The organism is Phytobacter palmae (assembly GCF_039409775.1).
GTDB classification, from domain to species: Bacteria; Pseudomonadota; Gammaproteobacteria; order Enterobacterales; family Enterobacteriaceae; genus Phytobacter; species Phytobacter palmae.
Genome location: NZ_JBCIVJ010000009.1, coordinates 95419 through 114633, shown reverse-complemented (window position 1 = coordinate 114633; position 19215 = coordinate 95419). Strand labels below are relative to the sequence as shown.

At 51.4% G+C, this 19215-nt stretch carries 17 protein-coding genes and 1 pseudogene; 8 read left to right on the top strand and 10 right to left on the bottom strand.

Annotation, left to right across the window (positions count from 1 at the left end; all coding sequences use genetic code 11):
- Window positions 1–40 precede the first annotated feature (40 nt).
- Together AAIG39_RS12960 and AAIG39_RS12955 are read right to left on the bottom strand one after the other, a co-directional pair.
- Window positions 41–2788, bottom strand: coding sequence for an ATP-binding protein (locus tag AAIG39_RS12960; RefSeq protein WP_343194037.1), 2748 nt, complete (start codon window positions 2786–2788; stop codon window positions 41–43).
- A gap of 232 nt (window positions 2789–3020) precedes the next feature.
- A complete protein-coding gene (locus tag AAIG39_RS12955; RefSeq protein ID WP_343194036.1) occupies window positions 3021–4037 on the bottom strand; it encodes an NADP-dependent oxidoreductase in 1017 nt (338 codons plus the stop codon).
- Between the two features lie 90 nt (window positions 4038–4127).
- Between AAIG39_RS12955 and AAIG39_RS12950 the strand changes: the two genes are divergently transcribed.
- Window positions 4128–5030 (top strand): LysR family transcriptional regulator, encoded by a 903-nt coding sequence (locus tag AAIG39_RS12950; RefSeq protein WP_090084912.1) that lies wholly within the window; start codon window positions 4128–4130, stop codon window positions 5028–5030.
- Window positions 5031–5139: 109 nt separating this feature from the next.
- On the opposite strand, the gene AAIG39_RS12945 is transcribed toward AAIG39_RS12950, so the two are convergent.
- Complete coding sequence (locus AAIG39_RS12945; protein ID WP_343194035.1) at window positions 5140–5907, bottom strand: helix-turn-helix transcriptional regulator; 768 nt, start codon at window positions 5905–5907, stop codon at window positions 5140–5142.
- A gap of 89 nt (window positions 5908–5996) precedes the next feature.
- Between AAIG39_RS12945 and AAIG39_RS12940 the strand changes: the two genes are divergently transcribed.
- Together AAIG39_RS12940 and catA are read left to right on the top strand one after the other, a co-directional pair.
- Window positions 5997–6713 carry a class I SAM-dependent methyltransferase gene (locus tag AAIG39_RS12940; RefSeq protein WP_343194034.1) on the top strand — a complete coding sequence of 239 codons (717 nt, stop codon included), beginning with the start codon at window positions 5997–5999 and terminating at the stop codon, window positions 6711–6713.
- Window positions 6714–6942: 229 nt separating this feature from the next.
- On the top strand, window positions 6943–7620 hold the full coding sequence (gene catA, locus AAIG39_RS12935; RefSeq protein ID WP_343194033.1) for a type A chloramphenicol O-acetyltransferase: 678 nt from the start codon (window positions 6943–6945) through the stop codon (window positions 7618–7620).
- Between the two features lie 164 nt (window positions 7621–7784).
- Here catA and AAIG39_RS12930 read toward each other — a convergent pair whose 3' ends face one another.
- Genes AAIG39_RS12930 through AAIG39_RS12920 form a run of 3 tightly spaced genes read right to left on the bottom strand, consistent with a single transcriptional unit; the run spans window position 7785 to window position 10333 of the window.
- Window positions 7785–8222: a hypothetical protein gene (locus AAIG39_RS12930; protein ID WP_343194081.1), complete on the bottom strand. Its 438-nt coding sequence runs from the start codon at window positions 8220–8222 to the stop codon at window positions 7785–7787.
- 45 nt (window positions 8223–8267) lie between these two features.
- Window positions 8268–9656: a sensor histidine kinase gene (locus AAIG39_RS12925; protein WP_343194032.1), complete on the bottom strand. Its 1389-nt coding sequence runs from the start codon at window positions 9654–9656 to the stop codon at window positions 8268–8270.
- Window positions 9656–10333 (bottom strand): response regulator, encoded by a 678-nt coding sequence (locus AAIG39_RS12920; protein WP_090084922.1) that lies wholly within the window; start codon window positions 10331–10333, stop codon window positions 9656–9658. The genes AAIG39_RS12925 and AAIG39_RS12920 overlap by 1 nt, the downstream gene beginning before the upstream one ends.
- 203 nt (window positions 10334–10536) lie before the next feature.
- Between AAIG39_RS12920 and AAIG39_RS12915 the strand changes: the two genes are divergently transcribed.
- Complete coding sequence (locus tag AAIG39_RS12915) at window positions 10537–11373, top strand: MipA/OmpV family protein (protein ID WP_343194031.1); 837 nt, start codon at window positions 10537–10539, stop codon at window positions 11371–11373.
- Between the two features lie 126 nt (window positions 11374–11499).
- Here the strand turns inward: AAIG39_RS12915 and AAIG39_RS12910 are convergent, their stop codons facing one another.
- Window positions 11500–12411: an NmrA/HSCARG family protein gene (locus AAIG39_RS12910; protein ID WP_343194030.1), complete on the bottom strand. Its 912-nt coding sequence runs from the start codon at window positions 12409–12411 to the stop codon at window positions 11500–11502.
- Window positions 12412–12539: 128 nt separating this feature from the next.
- Here AAIG39_RS12910 and AAIG39_RS12905 point away from each other — a divergent pair, with 128 nt between their 5' ends.
- Window positions 12540–12965, top strand: coding sequence for a winged helix-turn-helix transcriptional regulator (locus AAIG39_RS12905; RefSeq protein WP_090084925.1), 426 nt, complete (start codon window positions 12540–12542; stop codon window positions 12963–12965).
- A gap of 140 nt (window positions 12966–13105) precedes the next feature.
- Window positions 13106–13579, top strand: a complete 474-nt coding sequence (locus tag AAIG39_RS12900) for a GNAT family N-acetyltransferase (RefSeq protein WP_425503309.1) — start codon at window positions 13106–13108, stop codon at window positions 13577–13579.
- 118 nt (window positions 13580–13697) lie between these two features.
- On the opposite strand, the gene AAIG39_RS12895 is transcribed toward AAIG39_RS12900, so the two are convergent.
- Together AAIG39_RS12895 and AAIG39_RS12890 are read right to left on the bottom strand one after the other, a co-directional pair.
- Entirely contained in the window at window positions 13698–14876 is a 1179-nt protein-coding gene (locus AAIG39_RS12895; RefSeq protein WP_343194028.1) for a CocE/NonD family hydrolase, read from the bottom strand.
- A 234-nt stretch (window positions 14877–15110) separates the two neighbouring features.
- A pseudogene (locus AAIG39_RS12890) lies at window positions 15111–16001 on the bottom strand (LysR family transcriptional regulator); the annotation flags it as partial.
- A gap of 93 nt (window positions 16002–16094) precedes the next feature.
- On the opposite strand from AAIG39_RS12890, the gene AAIG39_RS12885 reads away from it, so the two are divergent.
- Window positions 16095–17093, top strand: coding sequence for an NAD-dependent epimerase/dehydratase family protein (locus AAIG39_RS12885; RefSeq protein ID WP_343194027.1), 999 nt, complete (start codon window positions 16095–16097; stop codon window positions 17091–17093).
- Between the two features lie 237 nt (window positions 17094–17330).
- Here the strand turns inward: AAIG39_RS12885 and attM are convergent, their stop codons facing one another.
- Window positions 17331–18125, bottom strand: a complete 795-nt coding sequence (gene attM, locus AAIG39_RS12880; protein ID WP_343194080.1) for an AttM family quorum-quenching N-acyl homoserine lactonase — start codon at window positions 18123–18125, stop codon at window positions 17331–17333.
- Between the two features lie 158 nt (window positions 18126–18283).
- On the opposite strand from attM, the gene AAIG39_RS12875 reads away from it, so the two are divergent.
- On the top strand, window positions 18284–19168 hold the full coding sequence (locus tag AAIG39_RS12875) for a LysR family transcriptional regulator (RefSeq protein ID WP_090084932.1): 885 nt from the start codon (window positions 18284–18286) through the stop codon (window positions 19166–19168).
- The last annotated feature ends 47 nt before the right edge of the window (window positions 19169–19215 follow it).

Below are 19215 nucleotides of genomic sequence, written 5' to 3'. Positions count from 1 at the left end.
TCGTACTCAGCGGGATGTTTATTGCCGTAAGACGAAAATATTAACGCGCGGTTCGGGCATACAGGGCCAACGCCTTTCTGACATCTGTCGTCCTGTCTGAGACATCGACACCCTGTAACGCTTCCAGTAATACCTGTTTAGCCGCGCCATTTTCGCCGGCAGCGGCCTGCGCTGTTGCCAGTGAATACGCAATACGCAGGGCCCAACCGTGAGCCTGTTGCTGCCGCGCTTTATCCAGAGCCTGCGTCAGCAGCAAGCGTTGTTTCTGAGGTGGTAATTGTGTGGCGCAAAGACGCATCAGCTCAGGCGCGCACCAGTTTTCCTGCTCCCGGCTGGCGATTTGCTGCGCCAGGCTGGCATCAATTTCGGATAACAAAGGGGAATATTGCCAGTCCAGTCCCATCGCCCGCAGCGAGCTAAACAGCGTCGTTTGACTGACATCGGTATCACTGAACTGCTGAGCCCAGACAAGAAACAACTCCCCATAGGTCTTCCAGAAATACAAATCATGTTTTTCCGCCAGGTGAACCAGCCAGTTTGCCGCCCTTATCACCCAGCGTGGATGACGGTCCAGTGCCGCAGTCATGCAGGCCCCCTCGGCCAGTGCACAACAAAGAGAACAGGCATGCTGCAAACGCGCGGCTTTTTTAACACCGCGTAAGGCCATTTTTTTCGCGGCCTTATACTCCCCCTGAACCCAGAGTAAGCGAGAGAGAAAAGCCATACCGGCGGTCTCTTGATCAAGCCCGAAACGGAAAGGATGACTCATATTCTCCTGCTCGTACCAGGCCAGAGATTGCAGCAGATATTGGCGACCTTCGCTATGTTGACCTGAAAAATGCAGGGATACGCCGAGAATACGCAGCCCGGCGGCATGGGCCTGCGCATCATTGATTTCCCGCGCCAGTTCGCACATAGACTGCGCATGCTCACGCGCTTTATCCAGATCGCCCGTGCGCAGGCAATACAGCCATAATCCGTAATGCGCCTGCAGGCGTATTTCTTTGTCGTCGAGTTTTTCTGCCAGCGTCAGCGCGGTTTGCCAGGCTAAATGGGTTTCAGACGTTGGGCCTCTGGCCCAGGTTGATGCCTTACCTGCTGCGGCGCACAGATGCATTCTCTGGTGTAACGTCAATTCAACCCGCGAGCTATTTTCAAATATCAGCGGATAAATATGACGCTGACACTCGTCATAGAGTGAGTATTCAATCCAGAACGGCGTCATAGCCTGCAAGATTGCAAGCCCGGTTGCGCAATCACGCCCCTCGGCCAGGGTTTGCTGTAATACACTTCGCAAGTCATTCAGGATATGGCGATAGCGTTGCCGCCACTGTTCCGTTGGCAACCTGAGCCACTCATTTTGTGCCTGTTCCACCAGCACCTTATTGTAACTGGCAAAATCGGCTGCAAGCGCAGAGTATTCATCCTCCTCCCTGAGCTTCGCGCATGCGAATTGACGCATGGTTTCCAGCAGGCGAAAACGCGTAACAGGCGTCTGACTACTGACCTGAATCAGTGACAGGGACAACAACCGCTGCAAGTCGTCAATAACCTGCCAGCTATGGTTGTCCTTAGTGCGCAGAAAATCACTCACTGACTCCACACTGAATGTGTCGGTAAAGATGCCAAGCATCCTGAATAACCGTTGCTCGCGGGCGTTGAGTAGCTGATAAGTCCACTCCAGGGTCGTCACGATTTTCTGATGTCTCGGCGCCAGAGAACGGTGTGTATTGCTCAATAATGGGAAACGGTCCTCCAGTCGATTATAAATCTCCCGGACACTCATAAATGGCAGACGTGAAGCCGCCAGTTCAATGGCCAGCGGCAAACCATCAAGATGACGGCATAGTTCGCCAATCAGCGCCAGTTCACTGGCAGAGGGCTGGAAATCATGCTGATTGGCCTGCACACGCTCAATAAAAAGACGCACGCTGGGAAAAGAGATTAACGCGGGGCTATCGATAGCCTCTTTTTCCGGGACTTGTAATGGCGGGAGTAAATATTGTTGCTCACCGGCAATCTGCAACGCCACCTGGCTGGTCAACAGTAATTTGATCCGGGGAGCCAGCCGCAGAAGCAGCGTAATCAGCGGTTCCAGTTCGCCAGTAACATGCTCACAGTTATCAATCAGCAGCAAACACCGACGCTGCGCAAGCTGTTGGCGTAAATCGGCATCATGCTGAACGCCGGATAATGGCAGGTGTAGTGCCTGTGAAAAAACAGAGAGCATGCTGGCTTCGTCAGTGATATGCGCCAGCTCAGCCACGCAGAGTCCATCCGCAAAAAGCGAGTGTTGGCTGTTAACAACTTCCCATGCCAGACGCGTCTTCCCCACTCCCCCCGGGCCGGTTATCGTCACCAGAGGGTGGTGATTTAATAAGGCACAGACCTCCTGCACCGCCTGATCGCGCCCTAAAATCGAGCTTAAAAAAGGGGTGACTACCGGGATCGTTATTTCCGGGTCAGAGGAAGCCTGCAACGGCACGCTATTGATGTTAAAGCGGTAGCCACAACCAAATTCCGTAACAAGAAGATGCCGATCGCGACCCAACAGGCGGCGCAGAGCTGAAATTTGCGCCTGAAGATTATTCTCTTCGACGATTTCATTTCCCCACACCTGAGTCAGTAAAGACGCTTTACTGACCGCATTACCGTTAGCCCTTATCAGCACAACCAGAACATCAAACGCTCTGGCAGAAATTTTTACCGGCTTACCCCGGTGCAACAGAATCCTGAGCTGCGGCCAGATTTGCCATTCAGCAAAGCGAATCTCATCGGTTGTTATCATAGTTCTGAGATCTTCTGTTCTTAACCATCACACCTTCACTGTATGCCGGCAAAGCCCTTATTAACGTACCGATGTATCTGGTTTTACAGCGGATGTCACTCGCCCTGTGTTTAACCAGCCTGACCGGAGCCGTTGATAATTATAGAATCATGCATCACCTGCGCATAGCCCTGCGATTTATTCATCAACTCACCGGGTATTAGCCGGTGAGTCATAACCGGGGTGACCATTATCAGAAGTTTGTCAGCACAATTTTGCCCTGAATCCCCCCCATTGCCGCACGCTGATGAGCAGCCGATGCCATTGCTAATGGATAGGTGCTATCAATAACGACCCGGACAAGCCCCTTTTCCAGAAGACGGCCTGCTTCATATAATTGCGCGCCGCTGGAGCGTACCTGCGTAGACGACACCGTCACCCCTTTTTGCGCCGCCTCTTCCCGTGCAGTAAAACCCAACGGGTTAACCAGAAATAGTGCCCCGCCAGGCTTTATGCAGCCCAGAAAACGTTCCATATTTGCCCCACCCACCGCATCAAGAACCAGATCGACATTTCTGACTTCATTCTCAGCGGCTGTTTTGGTGTAATCGATAAATTCATCCGCCCCCAGCTCACGCAACAGCGTCTCATGGCGTGAAGACGCCACGGCAATCACCTTCGCCCCTTGCCAGCGGGCAATTTGCACGGCAAGGTGACCCACGCCGCCACCGGCACCATTGACCAGCACCGTCCGTCCTTTTAATGGCACCGCCTTATGTGCAAAAGGCTGGAAGGGATTTGCCGCGTTATGCCCCGTTTCGATAAGAAATTGCCAGGCCGTGAGCAGTGACATTGGCGCAGCGGCAGCCTCCACATGCCCAATACCACGGGGTTTGTGCGCCAGCTCTGATGAAGGAACGCTGACATAATCGGCACAGGCGCCGCTGCCCGTCATCACTTTGTCAGGAAAGCCCACCATCGAATAGACCTCATCCCCGGTGCGAAATGCCGTCACATTTTTACCGACTGCCGCGACGACACCTGAGATATCCTTCCCCAAAATGAGTGGAAAAGTGGGTTCTGGCCGCCATTCAGGCGGAAGCGTCCGAAAGCCGTCGCGCAGATACCAGTCTGGCGGGTTAAGGCTGGCGGCCTGCATATGTACAAGGACATCGTCGCTGCCCATGCGTGGCCGGGGGGCATCTTCATAGATCAGGTTTTCTGGCCCGCCAAACGCATGTAACCGTACCGCTTTCATCATCTCAGTCATTATCATCTCGCTCAAAAAAACCTCAGATGACAGAGCATATGATTACTAGTCAGGGTTGATAATAGGGGCTGATTTCGCTTTACTTATGCCATGAAGGAACAAATCGGTTTTGAAAGACTCACGGGTCTCATTGCATTCGCTCGCGCAGGCGCTCTGGGTAGCTATAGCGCCGCTGCCCGTGCGCTTTCTGTATCACCCTCTGCAATCAGCAAAAGTATTCAACGGCTGGAGAAACAGCTCGGCATCACCTTATTCACCCGAACAACACGTTCACTGGTGTTGACTGCCGAAGGGCGTGAACTGCATGAGCGAGCTTTGCGGTTGTTACGGGATGCGGAAGAGATCGAACAGGTAGCGAAACGCTCGCGCGCAGAGCCTGCGGGAGTGTTACGCATTGCGGCATCATTACCGGTGGGCATCCATATGATTGCCCCTCTCCTTCCCGCATTTTGCGCCGTTTATCCAAAAGTGACGATTGATTTACGCTTAAGCGATCGGGTAGTAAACCTCGTTGATGAGAATATTGATATTGCCATTCGACTTGGCGAACTCGCTGATTCAAACCTTCTGCTGCGTCGCCTTCCACCCTACCAGATAAGTTGTTATGCCTCGCCTGAATATGTAGCCCGTTGCGCGCCTCCGCAACATCCTGATGACTTGTCCGGACATACGACAGTCAATCTGCGTTATCAAAATACGGGGCAACTCTTTCGCTGGCCGTTTCGCGTCGGGGAACGCGAGACAGAAATTGTACCTTCGTCAACAATCATTGCTGATACCAGCGAAGCCGTCATTGCCGCCGTTGTTGCCGGTGCGGGTATAGGTATGGCGTCAAATTTTATGGCCGCGTCTCTGGTAAGAGATAAAAAATTAATTCCCCTGCTCTGCGATTTTGCGGTGGAGCGGCATGATATTTCGGCTGTCTGGCATGAAAGCCGACGCGCCAATCCTGCGGTACGCGCTTTTCTGGAGCATATGCTTCACTCTTTTTAAGCCACCCTCTGTGGCGATAACAGACAATGCACGGTTAAGGTCGCGTCGGCGGAATGCAGCGCTGCGCGCAGGGTAATAACTTGCTCAATAAACGACCTTAAGCCCTCCTTTATATTTTCAGGCACTTACACTTCCCGGGCGAATAGCCAAATTTACGTGAAAAAGCGCGAGAAAATGCCTCAGCGCTTCCAAAGCCAACGAGTGCGGCAACAGCTTTGACGCTACGTCCGGAACGTAATTTGGCCGCGCCCAGCGCTAAGCGCCAGCTGGTCAAATAGGCTCCCGGAGATTCTCCGACGGTTTTCTTAAAAACATCGATAAATTGCGCACGGGACATTCCCGCAATAGCGGACAGGTCGGTGATCTGCCACTTCCGCGCCGGATCATCGTGGATAGCAACGAGGCTCATATGCAGCTTTGGATGAGCAAGTCCCGCGAATAGCCCCGCATCGACAGTTCCCTGCGCGATAGCCCGACGAATGGCCAGCACCACGATAACTTCGCACAGCCGGGTCTGGACGAGACCGCCACCACAGCGGTTCACATCGTTCTCTGCCACGATCAGTTCAGCCAGGCCAAATAGTTGCGGCATCTCTGCCATCGAAAAGCACAGTTCGTCCGGTAATGCGCCAACCAGCGGATTAGCACTGCCGCCAAAGTCAACTCTGGCGGCAGCGCAGAGCGTTGCCCCTGCAGGCAGCCCACCCGACGTTCTGGCACGGTAGAGCAAATGGGTCGGCCCGCCTGAACGGTTGACATCAATAATCAACAGGTTTGCCGACGTTGCCGAATCGCATGGTTCCACACAAAGCGGGAACGCTTGCAGGAAGGCCGTTAACCGATCATATCTTCGTGGAATAATCAGACTTTCAATCATGCTTTTCTCAAACTTTCTTACCCTTAATCTTTTATTCTACTTCAACGAAACATGATGACCTATAACCTGAATGATTAACCGGAGATACCATGCCCCAGGATTCTGCTGCTAAATTCGATGCTGCACGCGCAGGGGAATATGCACGCCAAAGCCGGATTGCGCTGGCCGGTTATGATGCCTGCCACGAACTTTCCGCCTGTATGCTTTCTGCCGCGCTGGGCGAAGCGAAACCGGCGCGTGTGCTGGTGGCAGGTGCCGGAGGAACGGCCGGTGAGATTATCGCCTCTGCGACCCTGGAACCGACCTGGACTTTTGTCGCCGTCGATCCCTCTCAGCCGATGCTGGAGCTTGCCCGTGCCAATATAATCCAGGCAGATATAGCTGAGCGGGTTGAAATCGTGTCCGGCGCTGTTTCTGATCTGGATGTATCCCCGACCTTCGATGCCGCCATAATGATTGGTGTACTGCACCATTTGCCGGGCGACGAAGCAAAGCAGGATATTTTGGCCCAGATTGCGATGCGTCTGAAACCAGACGCCCCGATAGTCATTGCCGGAAATTATCGCGCTTACGCGTCGCAGCCCTTGCTGATGGCCGCATGGGCAAATCGTTGGCGCATGAACGGTGCGACACCGGAAGAGCTCCGGTCTAAAATGGACAAAATACTGCAGGGCGCAGAGCCCCCCCGGTCGGAAGATGATGTCTTTGCCTTACTCTTCGAAGCAGGATTTGAAACGCCCATTCGCTTCTTTTCGAGTCTGTTCTGGGGGGCCTGGCTGGCCCGCCGCATGCCTGCGGCGAAATGAATAAGAAGCAGATATTCTGCTGATATTTTCTCGTTACGAAAATATCACCAGGTTGCACAGCCAACTGTCATTATCCCGATATTTTACCCATCATTTCTTTGTGTGTGGGAATACGGTTAGTCGCAACAAATTTGCTCGCTGCCAGACAATTCGGGACTTAACAGGTTGATTAAATAATTGTAAAATCTTAGGCTACCCTCAAAATAGAATGGGTAAGCAAAGGTTCACAATGAAAAACATAACTCCAGAATATACGGCTGTCGACTTATCACGTTGGGCAAGGAAGGAGCATTTTGAAGCCTTTCAGTCCTTTGCTCAGTGTACATTTAGCCAGACTGTGCAATTAGATATTACTGCGCTACTAAAACAAATAAAGGAAGCTGGATGGAAGTTTTACCCTACTATGATTTTCCTGATTGCCAGAATAGTAAACAGGCATACGGAATTTCGTATGGCCATAAAAGATAATGAACTTGTTATATGGAATGAGATTCATCCATGTTATACGATTTTCCATGATGAAACCGAGACCTTTTCGTCATTATGGAGTCAGTACGATGGTAATATTCACCACTTCCTGAATCATTTTTCAGAAGACGTCGAACGCTATCGCGATAATCTTTCCTATCTGCCAAAGGAAGAATCGCTGGAAAATGTATTTTTCGTATCGGCTAATCCCTGGGTAAGTTTTACCAGTTTCAATATCAACGTTGCTAACATGCAGAACTTTTTTGCCCCCATGTTCACCCTGGGAAAATACTACAAACAAGGTGAAAAAGTCCTGTTACCCTTCGCCGTCGAGGTACATCATGCCGTTTGCGATGGTTTCCATGTGGCAAGGCTTATCAACGAATTACAAGAGATGTGTGATGATTTGCGGCAACTTTCAGACAAGCGCAATGGCTGATACGCCAGACGTCACAGAGCCCCCTTTTTGCAGGGGGCGAATCCATTGAGCTTAAATGCGTCAAGACAGCGGTGGATGGCTGAGCAATCAAATAAGTAAACGCAGCATAATGACTCGCGAATTGATCTGAGGTTACGAGCCTGAATATATACAAGCCTGTCGAGTTAACATGTTCTGTCGCCCCCATTCCAGCGCCTGATATCACCTATTTTTGGCGACCTGATGCCGACACTCAGGATGTTCCTGGTGGTATATAAGCTTACCTTCGCTTTGTCGTCATCCTGACTTTCTATCTGAATTAATGTGTTGTTAATTAACAGCCCATCCGCCAGGAACTTTTGATTGATCTCACCCTCTTTACGCTCCCCGTCATACTCGCTTAATACAATGACCGGATTGCCTGAATAGGCCTCATATTCCAGGCACTGCCTCGCCATGTGCCTTAAGGTTCGATAGGTATCGGAAGGCCCCGTCTTACTGGTAAAACTACCATCATAAGATGCCTGGCTGCTTTTTAAATCGCTAACGGTTATGGCACAACCGCTAATTGCAATGGAAAATAATAGCGTCGCCAGAGCCAGATATTTCACTTTCAACTCCATTATTTTATCTACGCCCCTCCGCCCGGCGGGGATCTGTATTTTCATTCAGACAGCGTTGCGCTTTGGGAAGTCAATGGTCACCATCAACCCGCCTTCTGCTGACGTACTGAGGCTGACATTGCTGTTGTGTTGCTGCGCAACCGCTTTGACTATCGCAAGCCCCAGGCCACTCCCGCTTTGCATTTGATTAGGATCGCGAAAAAACCGGTCAAACACGCGCTCCCGCAATTCAACAGGGATACCCGGCCCGGCATCTGAGACGCGTAGCTGAGTGAAGCCATCTGATGCGCGTACCTCAACCTCGACCCGTCCGCCCTCAGGGCTGTACTTGATGGCATTTTCAATGACATTGTCGATAAGCGACATCAGGCGTTCCCTGACACCTGTAATCCAGGCTTCATCATGCGAGTAAAACTCAAGCTCAATCCTGCGTTCAGCAGCCAGCGGTGCCAGTACAGCCATTCGCTCCTGGATAAGCGTCGCCAGCGACACAGGCTCCATAACCGCGTCAATGCGCGCTTCGCTGTGCATCAGTAGCAGTAACTGATTGACGAGACGTGCCGCACGGCTATTGCTGCGAATTATCCCCGCCAGCAACTCCTGTTGCCTGTCGCTGCTTACATAGGACTGCAAAGCTTCAACATTGATACGCATCGCAGCCAGGGGAGTACGCAGTTCGTGAGCGGCATCGGCAATAAAAACCCGTTCCCTTTCCGTGCTTTCCCGCACCCTGGCCAGAAAGACATTAATCGCGTCAACCATATGGCGAAGCTCCCTGTGCTTTGGCACTTCTTTTAAGGGGGAGAGATCGTCTGGCGTTCGTAAGGAAACTTCATTAACCACTTTGTTCCAGGGGCGCATTGCTATGCGAATTGATAACCACGCTGGAAACAAAAGAAAAGGAATGCACACCAACAGCGGTAAGATGTAGTAGCCGCGCGAGTTCAGGTAAAAGAAGAAGTTCCAGCCTGCGGCAGGGGTAACGAGCGTAACGTCCAGATCCGCGTTTTCTGGCTTTAACGTACGACTGGTCCAGAAGCGCCCTTCACTTTGAATACGCTCAATCTCCCCAAACCGGGTATTAACTACCCCTGTCGGCGCGCCAGCCGAGGCATAAATCAGCGCGTTATTCTGGCGAACAATCAGGCTGATCGACAGTTCAGGATCTTCACCTCCGCCATAACCTTCCCGCAACGCCTTGCTGAACGCTTCAAGAACGACGGTTCGCTCCTGCGCGCGCGTATCCATACTTCGAACCAGGGTAAAAACGGCGTCGTAAGTCTTACTGCCCGTGAGTATTGAAGGGCTGCGCAAGTCTTCCCATAAAACAAAGGTCAGAAAGAGGCACCAAAGCAGGGTAAGCAGTAGCATCTGGGCAACCATAATTCGCCGTACCAGCGTTGGGATCTGCAGTTGTCGCCAGTAATTTCGCATCAACCGTCCCCTTTCTGGATCGGGACGGTATCAATGACATAACCTACGCCCCGTACCGTTCGCACATAGCCTTCGCCGATTTTGCGCCGCAAATTTCCCATGTGCACATCAAGAGCATTGCTCATATTATCTTTTGCGCCGAATATCCTTTCTTCCAGAAACCTGCGTGTAAGCACACGGTCAGTCCGCAACATCAAAATCTCAAGCAGGGCATATTCACTTGCCGTCAGATCAATATTACGTGCGCTTACGGTCACACGTCGGGTCGGTACATGAAGAGATAAGCCCCGAACTTCTATTATCTCATTTTCAAAACCGTAACTGCGTCGCGCAAGTGCCCGTACCCTTGCCAGCAACTCAGCGAGAACAAAAGGTTTAACGAGATAGTCGTCCGCACCGGCATCCAGTCCACTCAGACGATCCTGCAGCGTACCTCTGGCTGTCAGGATGATGACGGGGATCCCCTTGAGCTGCTGGCGCATGTATGCCATTAGGCTCATGCCATCGCCGTCAGGCAGCCCGAGGTCGAGCAACACAAGTTCTGGCACGCAGGCATCGATTTGATGCAGCGCATCCTCTTTGCGGCGAACCCATATAACATCAAACCCTTGATCTGCAAGCGCAATGCGCACGCCGTTGCCGAGATCCAGGTCGTCTTCGATTAGGAGTATTTTCACAATAAGTACTGTATCAACAGTGAATGAAGATCGTCTGAAGAAAAAAGGTATCAGGGAATCTATCAGCTTTGCCGCAATGGTACTCGCTTCAGTATTTCTTCATTTTTGGCTCATAAGAACTTTAGGGTGGACATTCAAACTGAGCGTACTGGCGTGTAAAACCGCTTTTCTCGTAACCAGTTGAATCTACAAGGACTTCTTTAATGAGAACTATAGACCTGCACCATAAGTCCCCTCATCCACTCCTGGGCTGCCGTCTGAAGATGTTGTTGCCGGGGGTTCTCCTGGCGTTACTGGCCACCCCGGTACTGGCGGCAGAACAGAAACAGGGTAACGAGTTGATTCTGGGTGGCGGCGTTAATGTTGCGCCACGTTATTCTGGATCGGATGAAAATCGCGTCACGACTGCCCTGGTGCTTGACTATTCTATGGCAAATGGTCTTTTCGTCAGCTCTACGCGTGGTCTCGGTTATGGCAATAATATCGGCAAGTTTAATTACAGCGCAGCGCTAAGCTACCGCGCGGGTCGTAAAGATCGTGACGTGGACAGCGACTCGATAAACGACGGCAGCGACTACTTGCGCGGTATGGGCGATATCAAAGGCTCGGCTATCGCTGCGCCTGCCCTGGGGTACGAAGTGACCGACTGGCTTAATTTGCAATTGCAGGCTGAGGTGCCGGTTTCTCAGCGCGACAATGGTACTGCCTTGCATTTTGGTATTGTCAGCCCGCTCTATAAGTCAGCGAAAAATTCCGTGACGCTGGCGCTAACCGGCAGTTGGGGGACGAGCAAGTATATGCAAACTTACTACGGGGTAAGTGCATCGCAGTCAGCCGCCTCGGGGTTTACACAATATAATGCCGGATCGGGAATTTATGCCTGGTCGACGAATCTTAACTGGACATACAAGATCAATCAGGACTGGAGCGTGATTACCGAGGCAGGCTTTACACAGTTGACGGGTGATGCAGGCAATAGCCCCCTTGTTCAACGTAAAACATCACCCACAGGCAGCCTGAAGGTGACATATAGCTTCTGACCATTATCTGAGATGTGTCGCCGGAAGAATATACCGTTGCAACGAGTGCATAAACACGTCTGTTCCGTTAGGCATGGTCAGGTCAGGACAACGTTGCCGGTGAGCCTGAGGGCTTCCGGCAGACGTTTACCGTAACGCGATTTCAGCCTGCGGAGCGTTAAGCGCAGCGCTGAACAGGTGCTTACCCGGGCCTGTTAGCCATTGTTCCAGTTTCATCATCTCACCGAACATCGCCTCAAGAGCCGGGATGTCAGCCACACCGGCGACAATGCCATTGTCAACCAGCTCCGTAAGCCGACGGAGGAAGCTGTTTTGTGTTAAAAGTGCCTCAGAAAAGCGCTGGTAGTGGATGGGGAAACCTGCGGCGTTCGAGAAAGCATATTCCAGATCCTCACCGGTCAATGCCTGGCTGGAGATTTCCAGCACTTTTCCTGCGAATTGTTGAGGGTTACACAGAATGTGGGCGTTAATACGTCCGAGATCTTCCAGTGCGATCATTTGCATCGGCTGGTTACGTTGCATAAAGAAGGAAAAATGGCCGGTGTTGAGTCCCATACCAGGCAACATCAGCATCTCCATAAAGCTGGCCGGGCGCGTGATGGTCGAGGGTACGGGTAAAGAACGGACATAATTTTCTATCTCCGACTTACTGTCGAAGTGCCCCATACCTGTAGGCCCTTTTCCGGCAGCGCCAGATGAAGAATAGACAAGATGGCTGACCCCGGCCGCAAGGGCGCTGTCAGCGATGGCTTTTCCCTGGATTATCTCCTGCTCATCGCTTACCTCTCCCCCCGGCGAGCTGGTCTGAACGCTGAAAACGCCCTGAATACCCTCCATCGCCCGGTCAATGGAAGCCCTGTCAAAAAGATTGCCGACTGCGAGCGTGATCCCTGAGGCCATCAGTGCCTTCGCCTTTTCGCTATACGGGTCCCGCACAAAGCCCCTGACTTTACGCCCGTTCGCCCGTAGCGCATGAGCCACCGCCCCTCCCTGTTGTCCGGTGGCACCGAAAACAAGAAATTCTGCTGGCTGATTCATTTTGGTTCTCCATAGTAACTATTGAAAGTCACAGTATGGAACTATTATGATTTCCTCCACAAGACGGCACATTTCTGGTCCCTGGTTACATACAGGTAACTAACAGGAGCCTTTAGCGGAGAGAAGATATGGCGCGTGAGATTAATGGCAGGCCAATTATTGAAACGGCGGATGGACCGAAACTGACACCTTGTGCGCCGGGGAGTGTGCTGGAAAGATTGGGTGATAAATGGACCATACTGGTAATTTCGCTGCTCTCTCTTTCGCCTGATATTCCTCTGCGTTTTAGCGCCATCCGCCGCGGCATTCCCGATATTTCACAACGTATGTTGACCCTGACTCTTCGCAATCTGGAGCGAGATGGTCTTGTTAACCGTTATTATTACCCGGAGCTTCCTCCACGGGTGGAATATCAGCTAACTGACCGTGGCCTTTCGATGCTCAAACCTCTCGCCGGGTTCACCGACTGGATCAGGGATACATGGCAGGATATTGAGGCTTCCCGGAAAGCCTTCGATGAAGCAGCCGAAAAAAAGACGATATCGTCCCGTTAAACTCAGAGCGAAAAACGAACCTTGCTTATTTGTTACGCCTGAATCTGCGTTGCTATTTTTAATGAATGCACAATAATTCAGTTAATACAATTTTCCATCAAATGATAAGGTTAGCTCCCCCCTGAATTTTATGAGCAGGAATGAACGTGAATATTTCAGAGAAAAATGAATGGCGTAAGGATAACTACCTGATAAGTACAGACAGGAAAAAACTGGACGTGCAGGCTATCCATCGCTACCTGACAAGATCCACCTGGGCTAAAGGTATTAACCAGTCTATTGTTGGCGCATCAATTGAAAACAGCCTTTGCTTTGGTGTTTATCACGATGAAGCCCAAATAGGTTTCGCTCGTCTGATAACAGATTATGCTACGTTCGCTTACCTTTGCGATGTCTATATTCTTGAAGAATATCAGGGAGAGGGGTTGGGAAGATGGATAATGGAATGCATACATGATCATCCCGTATTTGAGCAATTACGCAGGATCATGTTGTTCACAACAACAGCGCCCTGGCTTTATAAAAAATTTGGCTACGAGCCCGTAAATCAGGAAAACTATGCATGGACCATCACCCGGCCTGATATTTATGCCAATGAAAAAAAGCCAGACTGACTTACGCCCATATTCAGTTCTTCACTGATTTATGTACTCCTGAGTGCGCAATATCCGCTCAGCGTAAGGAATAAACCTAATATCGTACGCGCGCGGGCCGCGGTTATATCAACGTATTTCAGTGCATTTCCTCTGCGGCGTAATTATTGTTGATAGCGTAGAGAGTGCATTTAGTTGCCCCTTTGCGTTGTTGCTTTGCACAGATATTAAGTGCCGTTGCGGCAGCTTCCTGACTGTTCCTGGCCCAGTATGCAGCGCCCCAGTCCCCGTCCGGATCGGTCGCAAATGCTTTTTCATATCGCTGCGTTGTTTTATACCCGGAAAAAGCTTTTTTTCCGGCAGCATTCAGGGCTGGCGGTTCAACGAGATTGACGGTCGGAAGCTTGATCATCTCCTTAAAAGGCAGATGGTACTGCTCAAGGAAAGTGGCAACGGTATTCCACCAGAAACTCTCTGGCGCAGAATCCATAAAGACGTGGCCATCCTTCCCGTAAGCAGGCATGACGATGAACCGGGCCGGGCTTTTACCCTGCTGCCAGGCATTAAACATCTCTCGGCCTGTATCCGGGGGAAACGACTTATCGTTTTCTGCGTAAAGCCACAGCGAAGGGAGCTTCGCTGTTTTTCCGTATTGTGCATACGATTTCATCAGCCCTGTTTTATCACAAAGGGATTTCCCGTCGATAGCCCCTCTGCCACCATCAAAATTGATAACCGCCTTAACGCCTGGCGGGTTCGTGGCCCCCGTTGCGATAACCGCAAATCCACCAGCGGACATACCAACCAACAGCGCATTATCAACGGATGCCCATGAGTTCCGGCGTACAGCGTTCAGCGCCGCAACCATATTTTGAACGTCCTGCTCTCCGGCCTGAAGATGAGAGGGCTCGAGGCAAGTGTGCCCTGTATATTCTGCAGCGCCACTGGACTGACCGTACCCCTGGCGCAGAACAACCACCGCAGCATATCCGTGGCGTGCAAACGCGATTGCTGTTGAGGAATAGCGGTTTGGGTTAAGCGTCCAGCGGTCAAATTCAGCCGTACCGGTAGTTCCATTGGTGATCAACACAACCGGCAAAGGCCTCTTGCTTACCGGCCGTGTGACAAAAGCGTCAAGTATTGCAGGCTGGCCGTTATGTAAAGTGACGGACAGCATCAGTGGTTCCCTGATAAGCCCGCTTATCTGTTGGTATTCGTCCGTGTCCCTTAAAGATTCTGCATGCCCCGGTAAACTTATGATGAAGACTATCAATGACAACATGAGAGAGGCTGAGTGGAGTATGAAACGGCTGAACATCAGGAGGTATCCTTAATTGGCCTTGAGATATACCGCTTTGCAGATGCGTGCTGGCGCTAACGCTGACAGCGCCCCTGTAGTAATAACTTAAGATTCTTCATCCACCAGGTGAGATAAAGAACATTAACGTAAGCAAACATTTATGGGGGGTAGCTACGTGCGATTTCTTCCTGCCAGTCCAGAGATTTCATCACCTACTGGCTGACCAGTCGTCTTCATGTCTCCCACATTATTGATATAAGCCTGCAGGCCTGCTGCGAGAAGATCGAACACCGTTTTACAGGCCTTACTGTGGCGCAAATCCTCATGCATCACCAGCCAGGTGTCGAGATGAAATGCAAAGAAATCAGGCATCAGCCTCTCTAACGGAACAGGAAAATCGGCCAGTTGAACCTGACACATGCCTATCCCTGCGCCTGCGCGGATAAGGTTCAATTGCGCTACATCGCTGTCAGTGCGCACGGTAAAGCGTTCACGATTTAACTCAGGATAATGTTTCAGCGCCTGTAAAATAAAAGGCGTCGTTTTGTCAAAGCCCACGAGCGTATGAGTGAACAACTCATCAACACTTTTCGGTGCGGCGTGGCGTGCCAGATAGGACGGCGAGGCATGCAGACCAATTTCAATACTGCCCAACCGACGCGCAATGAGCTGTTCCTGCACCGGTGTGCTCATACGTACCGCAATATCTGCTTCCCGGTTCAATAAATCCTGTATTCGGTTAGACAGCACCAGTTCAATAGTAAGCTGCGGATACTCTTCTTTAATACGTGCAATCAGGGATGGCAGCACTTCAGTGCCGATAATCTCGCTCGCAGAGACGCGAACCACGCCATGTAACCCAGCCGGGTGACTACTGAAGCTGGCAGCCGAACGCTCAATCATACTGGCGGTGTTTTCCATCGCTTGCGCATGGCCTTGCAACGCGGCTGCCGCATCCGTGGGCTGCAGACCACTCTGAGCGCGCGTAAACAAAACCAGACCCAGAGCGGATTCCAGCGCCGCCACGTGACGCCCGGCCGTGGGCTGGGTGATGGCAAGCATGCGTGCCGCCCCCGAGAGGGAACCTTCTTTCATCACGGCCAGGAAGGTTCGATACCATTCCCATGGAATATTTAGCTTCATACAAAAATGCATACCTGCTGTCTGATGTTATGCAATTACATTTAGCTCGCACAGGCACTACGATGTCAACAGACATCCGGCAAAGGTAAAACAATGAAAAGCAAAAATAAGGTACTCATCCTGGGCGCAACAGGCGGAATCGGCGGCGCAATCGCCCGTAAACTCATCAGCGAAAAATGGGACGTTTCTGCGCTGCGCCGCAACGCCCCGCAGAATGAAGAGCACGGAAGTATGACGTGGATAAAGGGTGATGCGCTGAATGCTGAGCAGGTGGCGACTGCCGCGTCAGAATGTGATGTGATTATTCATGCCGTTAATCCACCAGGTTATCGAAACTGGGAACAACTGGTGTTGCCAATGTTACAGAACACAATCAATGCCGCAGAGCGAAATGGGGCATTACTTGTTCTCCCGGGCACCATTTACAACTATGGCCCGGACGCCTTTCCACTTTTACGCGAAGACTCTCCCCAAAATCCTGTCACCAGAAAAGGGGCAATACGGGTGCAAATGGAAAAGGCGCTCTTCACCTGGACGCAGCGTGGCGGAAAGGTGCTAATTCTGCGAGCCGGTGATTTCTTCGGCGCTGACGCAGGCAACAACTGGTTTTCGCAGGGATTGATCAAACCGGGGCAACAACCGCGGATAATTAAAAACCCAGGCACAGCCGGGACAGGCCATCAATGGGCCTATTTGCCGGACGTCGCAGAAACGCTCTCTGCGCTGTTGGCGCGGCGGGATCAACTTGACCCTTTTGCCTGTTTTCATATGCGAGGTCACTGGGATGCCGATGGTACGGAGATGGCCCGGGCCATACAGCGCGTCGCGCAGCTTGCGGGAGTTAACGCGAAGGTTAAACCATTTCCCTGGTGGCTCATCAGGGCGATGGCTTCTTTCAACACCACACTGTATGAAATGCTGGAGATGCGCTATTTATGGAAGCAGGCAATACAGATGGACAATGCCAGACTGACCGCTTTCTTAGGCCACGAACCGCATACCCCGCTTATTGAGGCTGTACGTACCACGTTAATCGGCCAGGGCTGTATTAATCCCGCATTCATGAGCGGATCAGCGGCTGACGCTGTGTAACATGTCTGCCACGAAGCGCAAGCGACTCCCTATACAGCTCGTAACGAGTACGAGAGAAATGGGGGCCGTAATCAGGCCGAAACGCGTGCCACTACACGAACATTACAATATTCCTCATGGCCGCGAACATTGAGCCCCTGGTTCCTGCACTGGCGCTTTCCAGCGGTGCGTGTCCTTGCCTGACACTACTTTTCCGTTCCGCTCAGGCCGTTTTTAATGGCATACGTACGCAATGATTCAGCTGTAACAGGCCGGAGCAAGCCTGATTTTTTTCCACTCTTCCGGGTCGTGACCGGGTATAAATACCGCGTTATATCGCTCGGTAAGCTGGCGTAGCTTTCGGACAGAGTGCGCGACGTCAGTGGCGGATGTCATCAGACCCGGGAGTGCCCTTTCATGGTAATGATCTAAGGTATAAGCCGCATCAATCGCTAGCGTAATATTTGTACCGCCGGGTAATCGAACAAGAAAAGATTGATGCCCCGGTGAGTGCCCTGGCGTAAAAATACACTGTAACGTGCCATCACCGTAAAGGTCGTAGTTATCATCTGACAACCCGTTGAGAAAAAGCCAGTCAAGTTCAGGGCGATCGTAATCCTGTCGGCAGTAGGCTGCAGCGGTAAACCAGTCAGGCGCAAAGGCATATTCATACTCTTGCCTCTGTACCACATGAGTGGCATGTGGGAAGCGACCAATTGCGCCAGTATGATCAGAGTGCAAGTGGGACAGCACCACATAGCGGATATCCTGAGCGGCGATGCCAGCCTTTTTAAGCTGTTCTACGCAGCCCTCTTTTTCTGTCATTACCGGCTTAAACTGCTCTATAGCCTTTCCCCACCAGGCACCGGGGTCTTTCAACCCTTCTACTGCCAGACCACCATCAATCAGGGTACACCCCTGCGGATGTGTCAGCAGAAACCAGGGGACAGGGATTTCATAATGCTCTCCCATGCCCTGATTCATCCGTATATGCTGATATTTACACTGCTGTGTCCCTGACTGGAACATGAAAAGCTTGATATCTGACATAATTACTCCTCAACTTAACTCACTGAAAAATATTTTGTTATGGTCTAATCCATACGTGAGCGTTGAGTTTTCACCATTTACCGGAAAAACAGTAGATACCTGCCTCCACTTACATTTATCAGTAAAACCAATATAATCTTTAAATGGATCTCTTCTCCGCAATGCGCATATTCGTCAGGGTGGTCGAGCGGGGCAGCATGTCGGCTGCGGCCCGGGATCTCGGCATTGGGCAACCCGCCGTCAGTGAAAGAATAGAAAAACTGGAAGCACATCTTGGTACGCGCCTGCTAAGGCGCAACACGCGTAACATGTCTCTGACTCATAGCGGCAATGTGTTTTATGAGCGAAGTAAAACGGCAATTCAGGCGGCTGAGCACGCGCTTTCAGTGAATGAAGAAAATCAGGGTCTGCAGGGCAAAATCCGTATTGCCGCCCCCTATTCTGCCGGGGAAAGTTTACTGATGCCTGCGCTCTTGCGGCTTTTGGACGAACATCCAGGTCTGCAGGTCGATGTTATTTTTAATGACCGTGTCATCGATCCCGTCACCGAAGGTGTGGATTTGTCATTGCGCCTGGGGGATGTCTCAGAAGGTTTTTTTGTCGCACGCCCACTGGGTAGCGTGCGCAGAATGCTACTGGCCTCACCTGCTTTGCTGGCGAAAATGGGTTGCCCTCACTCCCCGCAGGCGCTGGCGGATTATCCGTTCGCCGCTGTTTCGGGCGTATTTAGCAGTCAACGTATTCCATTGATCACCGCCGAAAACCAACTGATTAATGTCCCCGTCAACGTTAAATTTCAGTCCACTCACTGGCGAAGTGTCTTTGCCTGTTTATTAGCGGGACATGCCATTGGTGTTTTGCAATTCCCGGTTTGCAGAAACGAAATTGAACAGGGAGCGCTAATCCCTCTTTTAAACCACTATCAGCTCCCGTCTTTTAGTGCCTGGTTGCTCCATCCACCGGCGGGCATGATGTCATATGAAACGCGAGTTTGTGCGTCTTTGCTGGAGGGTTATCTCAGAGATTCACTGCTTGAGTTGAAGTGATACGAATAACTTTTGCGTCTGGCACACAGCGCAAGCTTGTCTGCAGC

What these genes read in the sequence shown, in the direction of transcription:
- AAIG39_RS12960 (WP_343194037.1), bottom strand. Translation starts at nt 2,788, where the DNA reads ATGATAACAACCGATGAGATTCGCTTTGCTGAATGGCAAATCTGGCCG.
- AAIG39_RS12955 (WP_343194036.1), bottom strand. Translation starts at nt 4,037, where the DNA reads ATGACTGAGATGATGAAAGCGGTACGGTTACATGCGTTTGGCGGGCCA.
- AAIG39_RS12950 (WP_090084912.1), top strand. Translation starts at nt 4,128, where the DNA reads ATGAAGGAACAAATCGGTTTTGAAAGACTCACGGGTCTCATTGCATTC.
- AAIG39_RS12945 (WP_343194035.1), bottom strand. Translation starts at nt 5,907, where the DNA reads ATGATTGAAAGTCTGATTATTCCACGAAGATATGATCGGTTAACGGCC.
- AAIG39_RS12940 (WP_343194034.1), top strand. Translation starts at nt 5,997, where the DNA reads ATGCCCCAGGATTCTGCTGCTAAATTCGATGCTGCACGCGCAGGGGAA.
- catA (WP_343194033.1), top strand. Translation starts at nt 6,943, where the DNA reads ATGAAAAACATAACTCCAGAATATACGGCTGTCGACTTATCACGTTGG.
- AAIG39_RS12930 (WP_343194081.1), bottom strand. Translation starts at nt 8,222, where the DNA reads ATGGAGTTGAAAGTGAAATATCTGGCTCTGGCGACGCTATTATTTTCC.
- AAIG39_RS12925 (WP_343194032.1), bottom strand. Translation starts at nt 9,656, where the DNA reads ATGCGAAATTACTGGCGACAACTGCAGATCCCAACGCTGGTACGGCGA.
- AAIG39_RS12915 (WP_343194031.1), top strand. Translation starts at nt 10,537, where the DNA reads ATGAGAACTATAGACCTGCACCATAAGTCCCCTCATCCACTCCTGGGC.
- AAIG39_RS12910 (WP_343194030.1), bottom strand. Translation starts at nt 12,411, where the DNA reads ATGAATCAGCCAGCAGAATTTCTTGTTTTCGGTGCCACCGGACAACAG.
- AAIG39_RS12905 (WP_090084925.1), top strand. Translation starts at nt 12,540, where the DNA reads ATGGCGCGTGAGATTAATGGCAGGCCAATTATTGAAACGGCGGATGGA.
- AAIG39_RS12900 (WP_425503309.1), top strand. Translation starts at nt 13,106, where the DNA reads ATGAACGTGAATATTTCAGAGAAAAATGAATGGCGTAAGGATAACTAC.
- AAIG39_RS12895 (WP_343194028.1), bottom strand. Translation starts at nt 14,876, where the DNA reads ATGTTCAGCCGTTTCATACTCCACTCAGCCTCTCTCATGTTGTCATTG.
- AAIG39_RS12885 (WP_343194027.1), top strand. Translation starts at nt 16,095, where the DNA reads ATGAAAAGCAAAAATAAGGTACTCATCCTGGGCGCAACAGGCGGAATC.
- AAIG39_RS12875 (WP_090084932.1), top strand. Translation starts at nt 18,284, where the DNA reads ATGCGCATATTCGTCAGGGTGGTCGAGCGGGGCAGCATGTCGGCTGCG.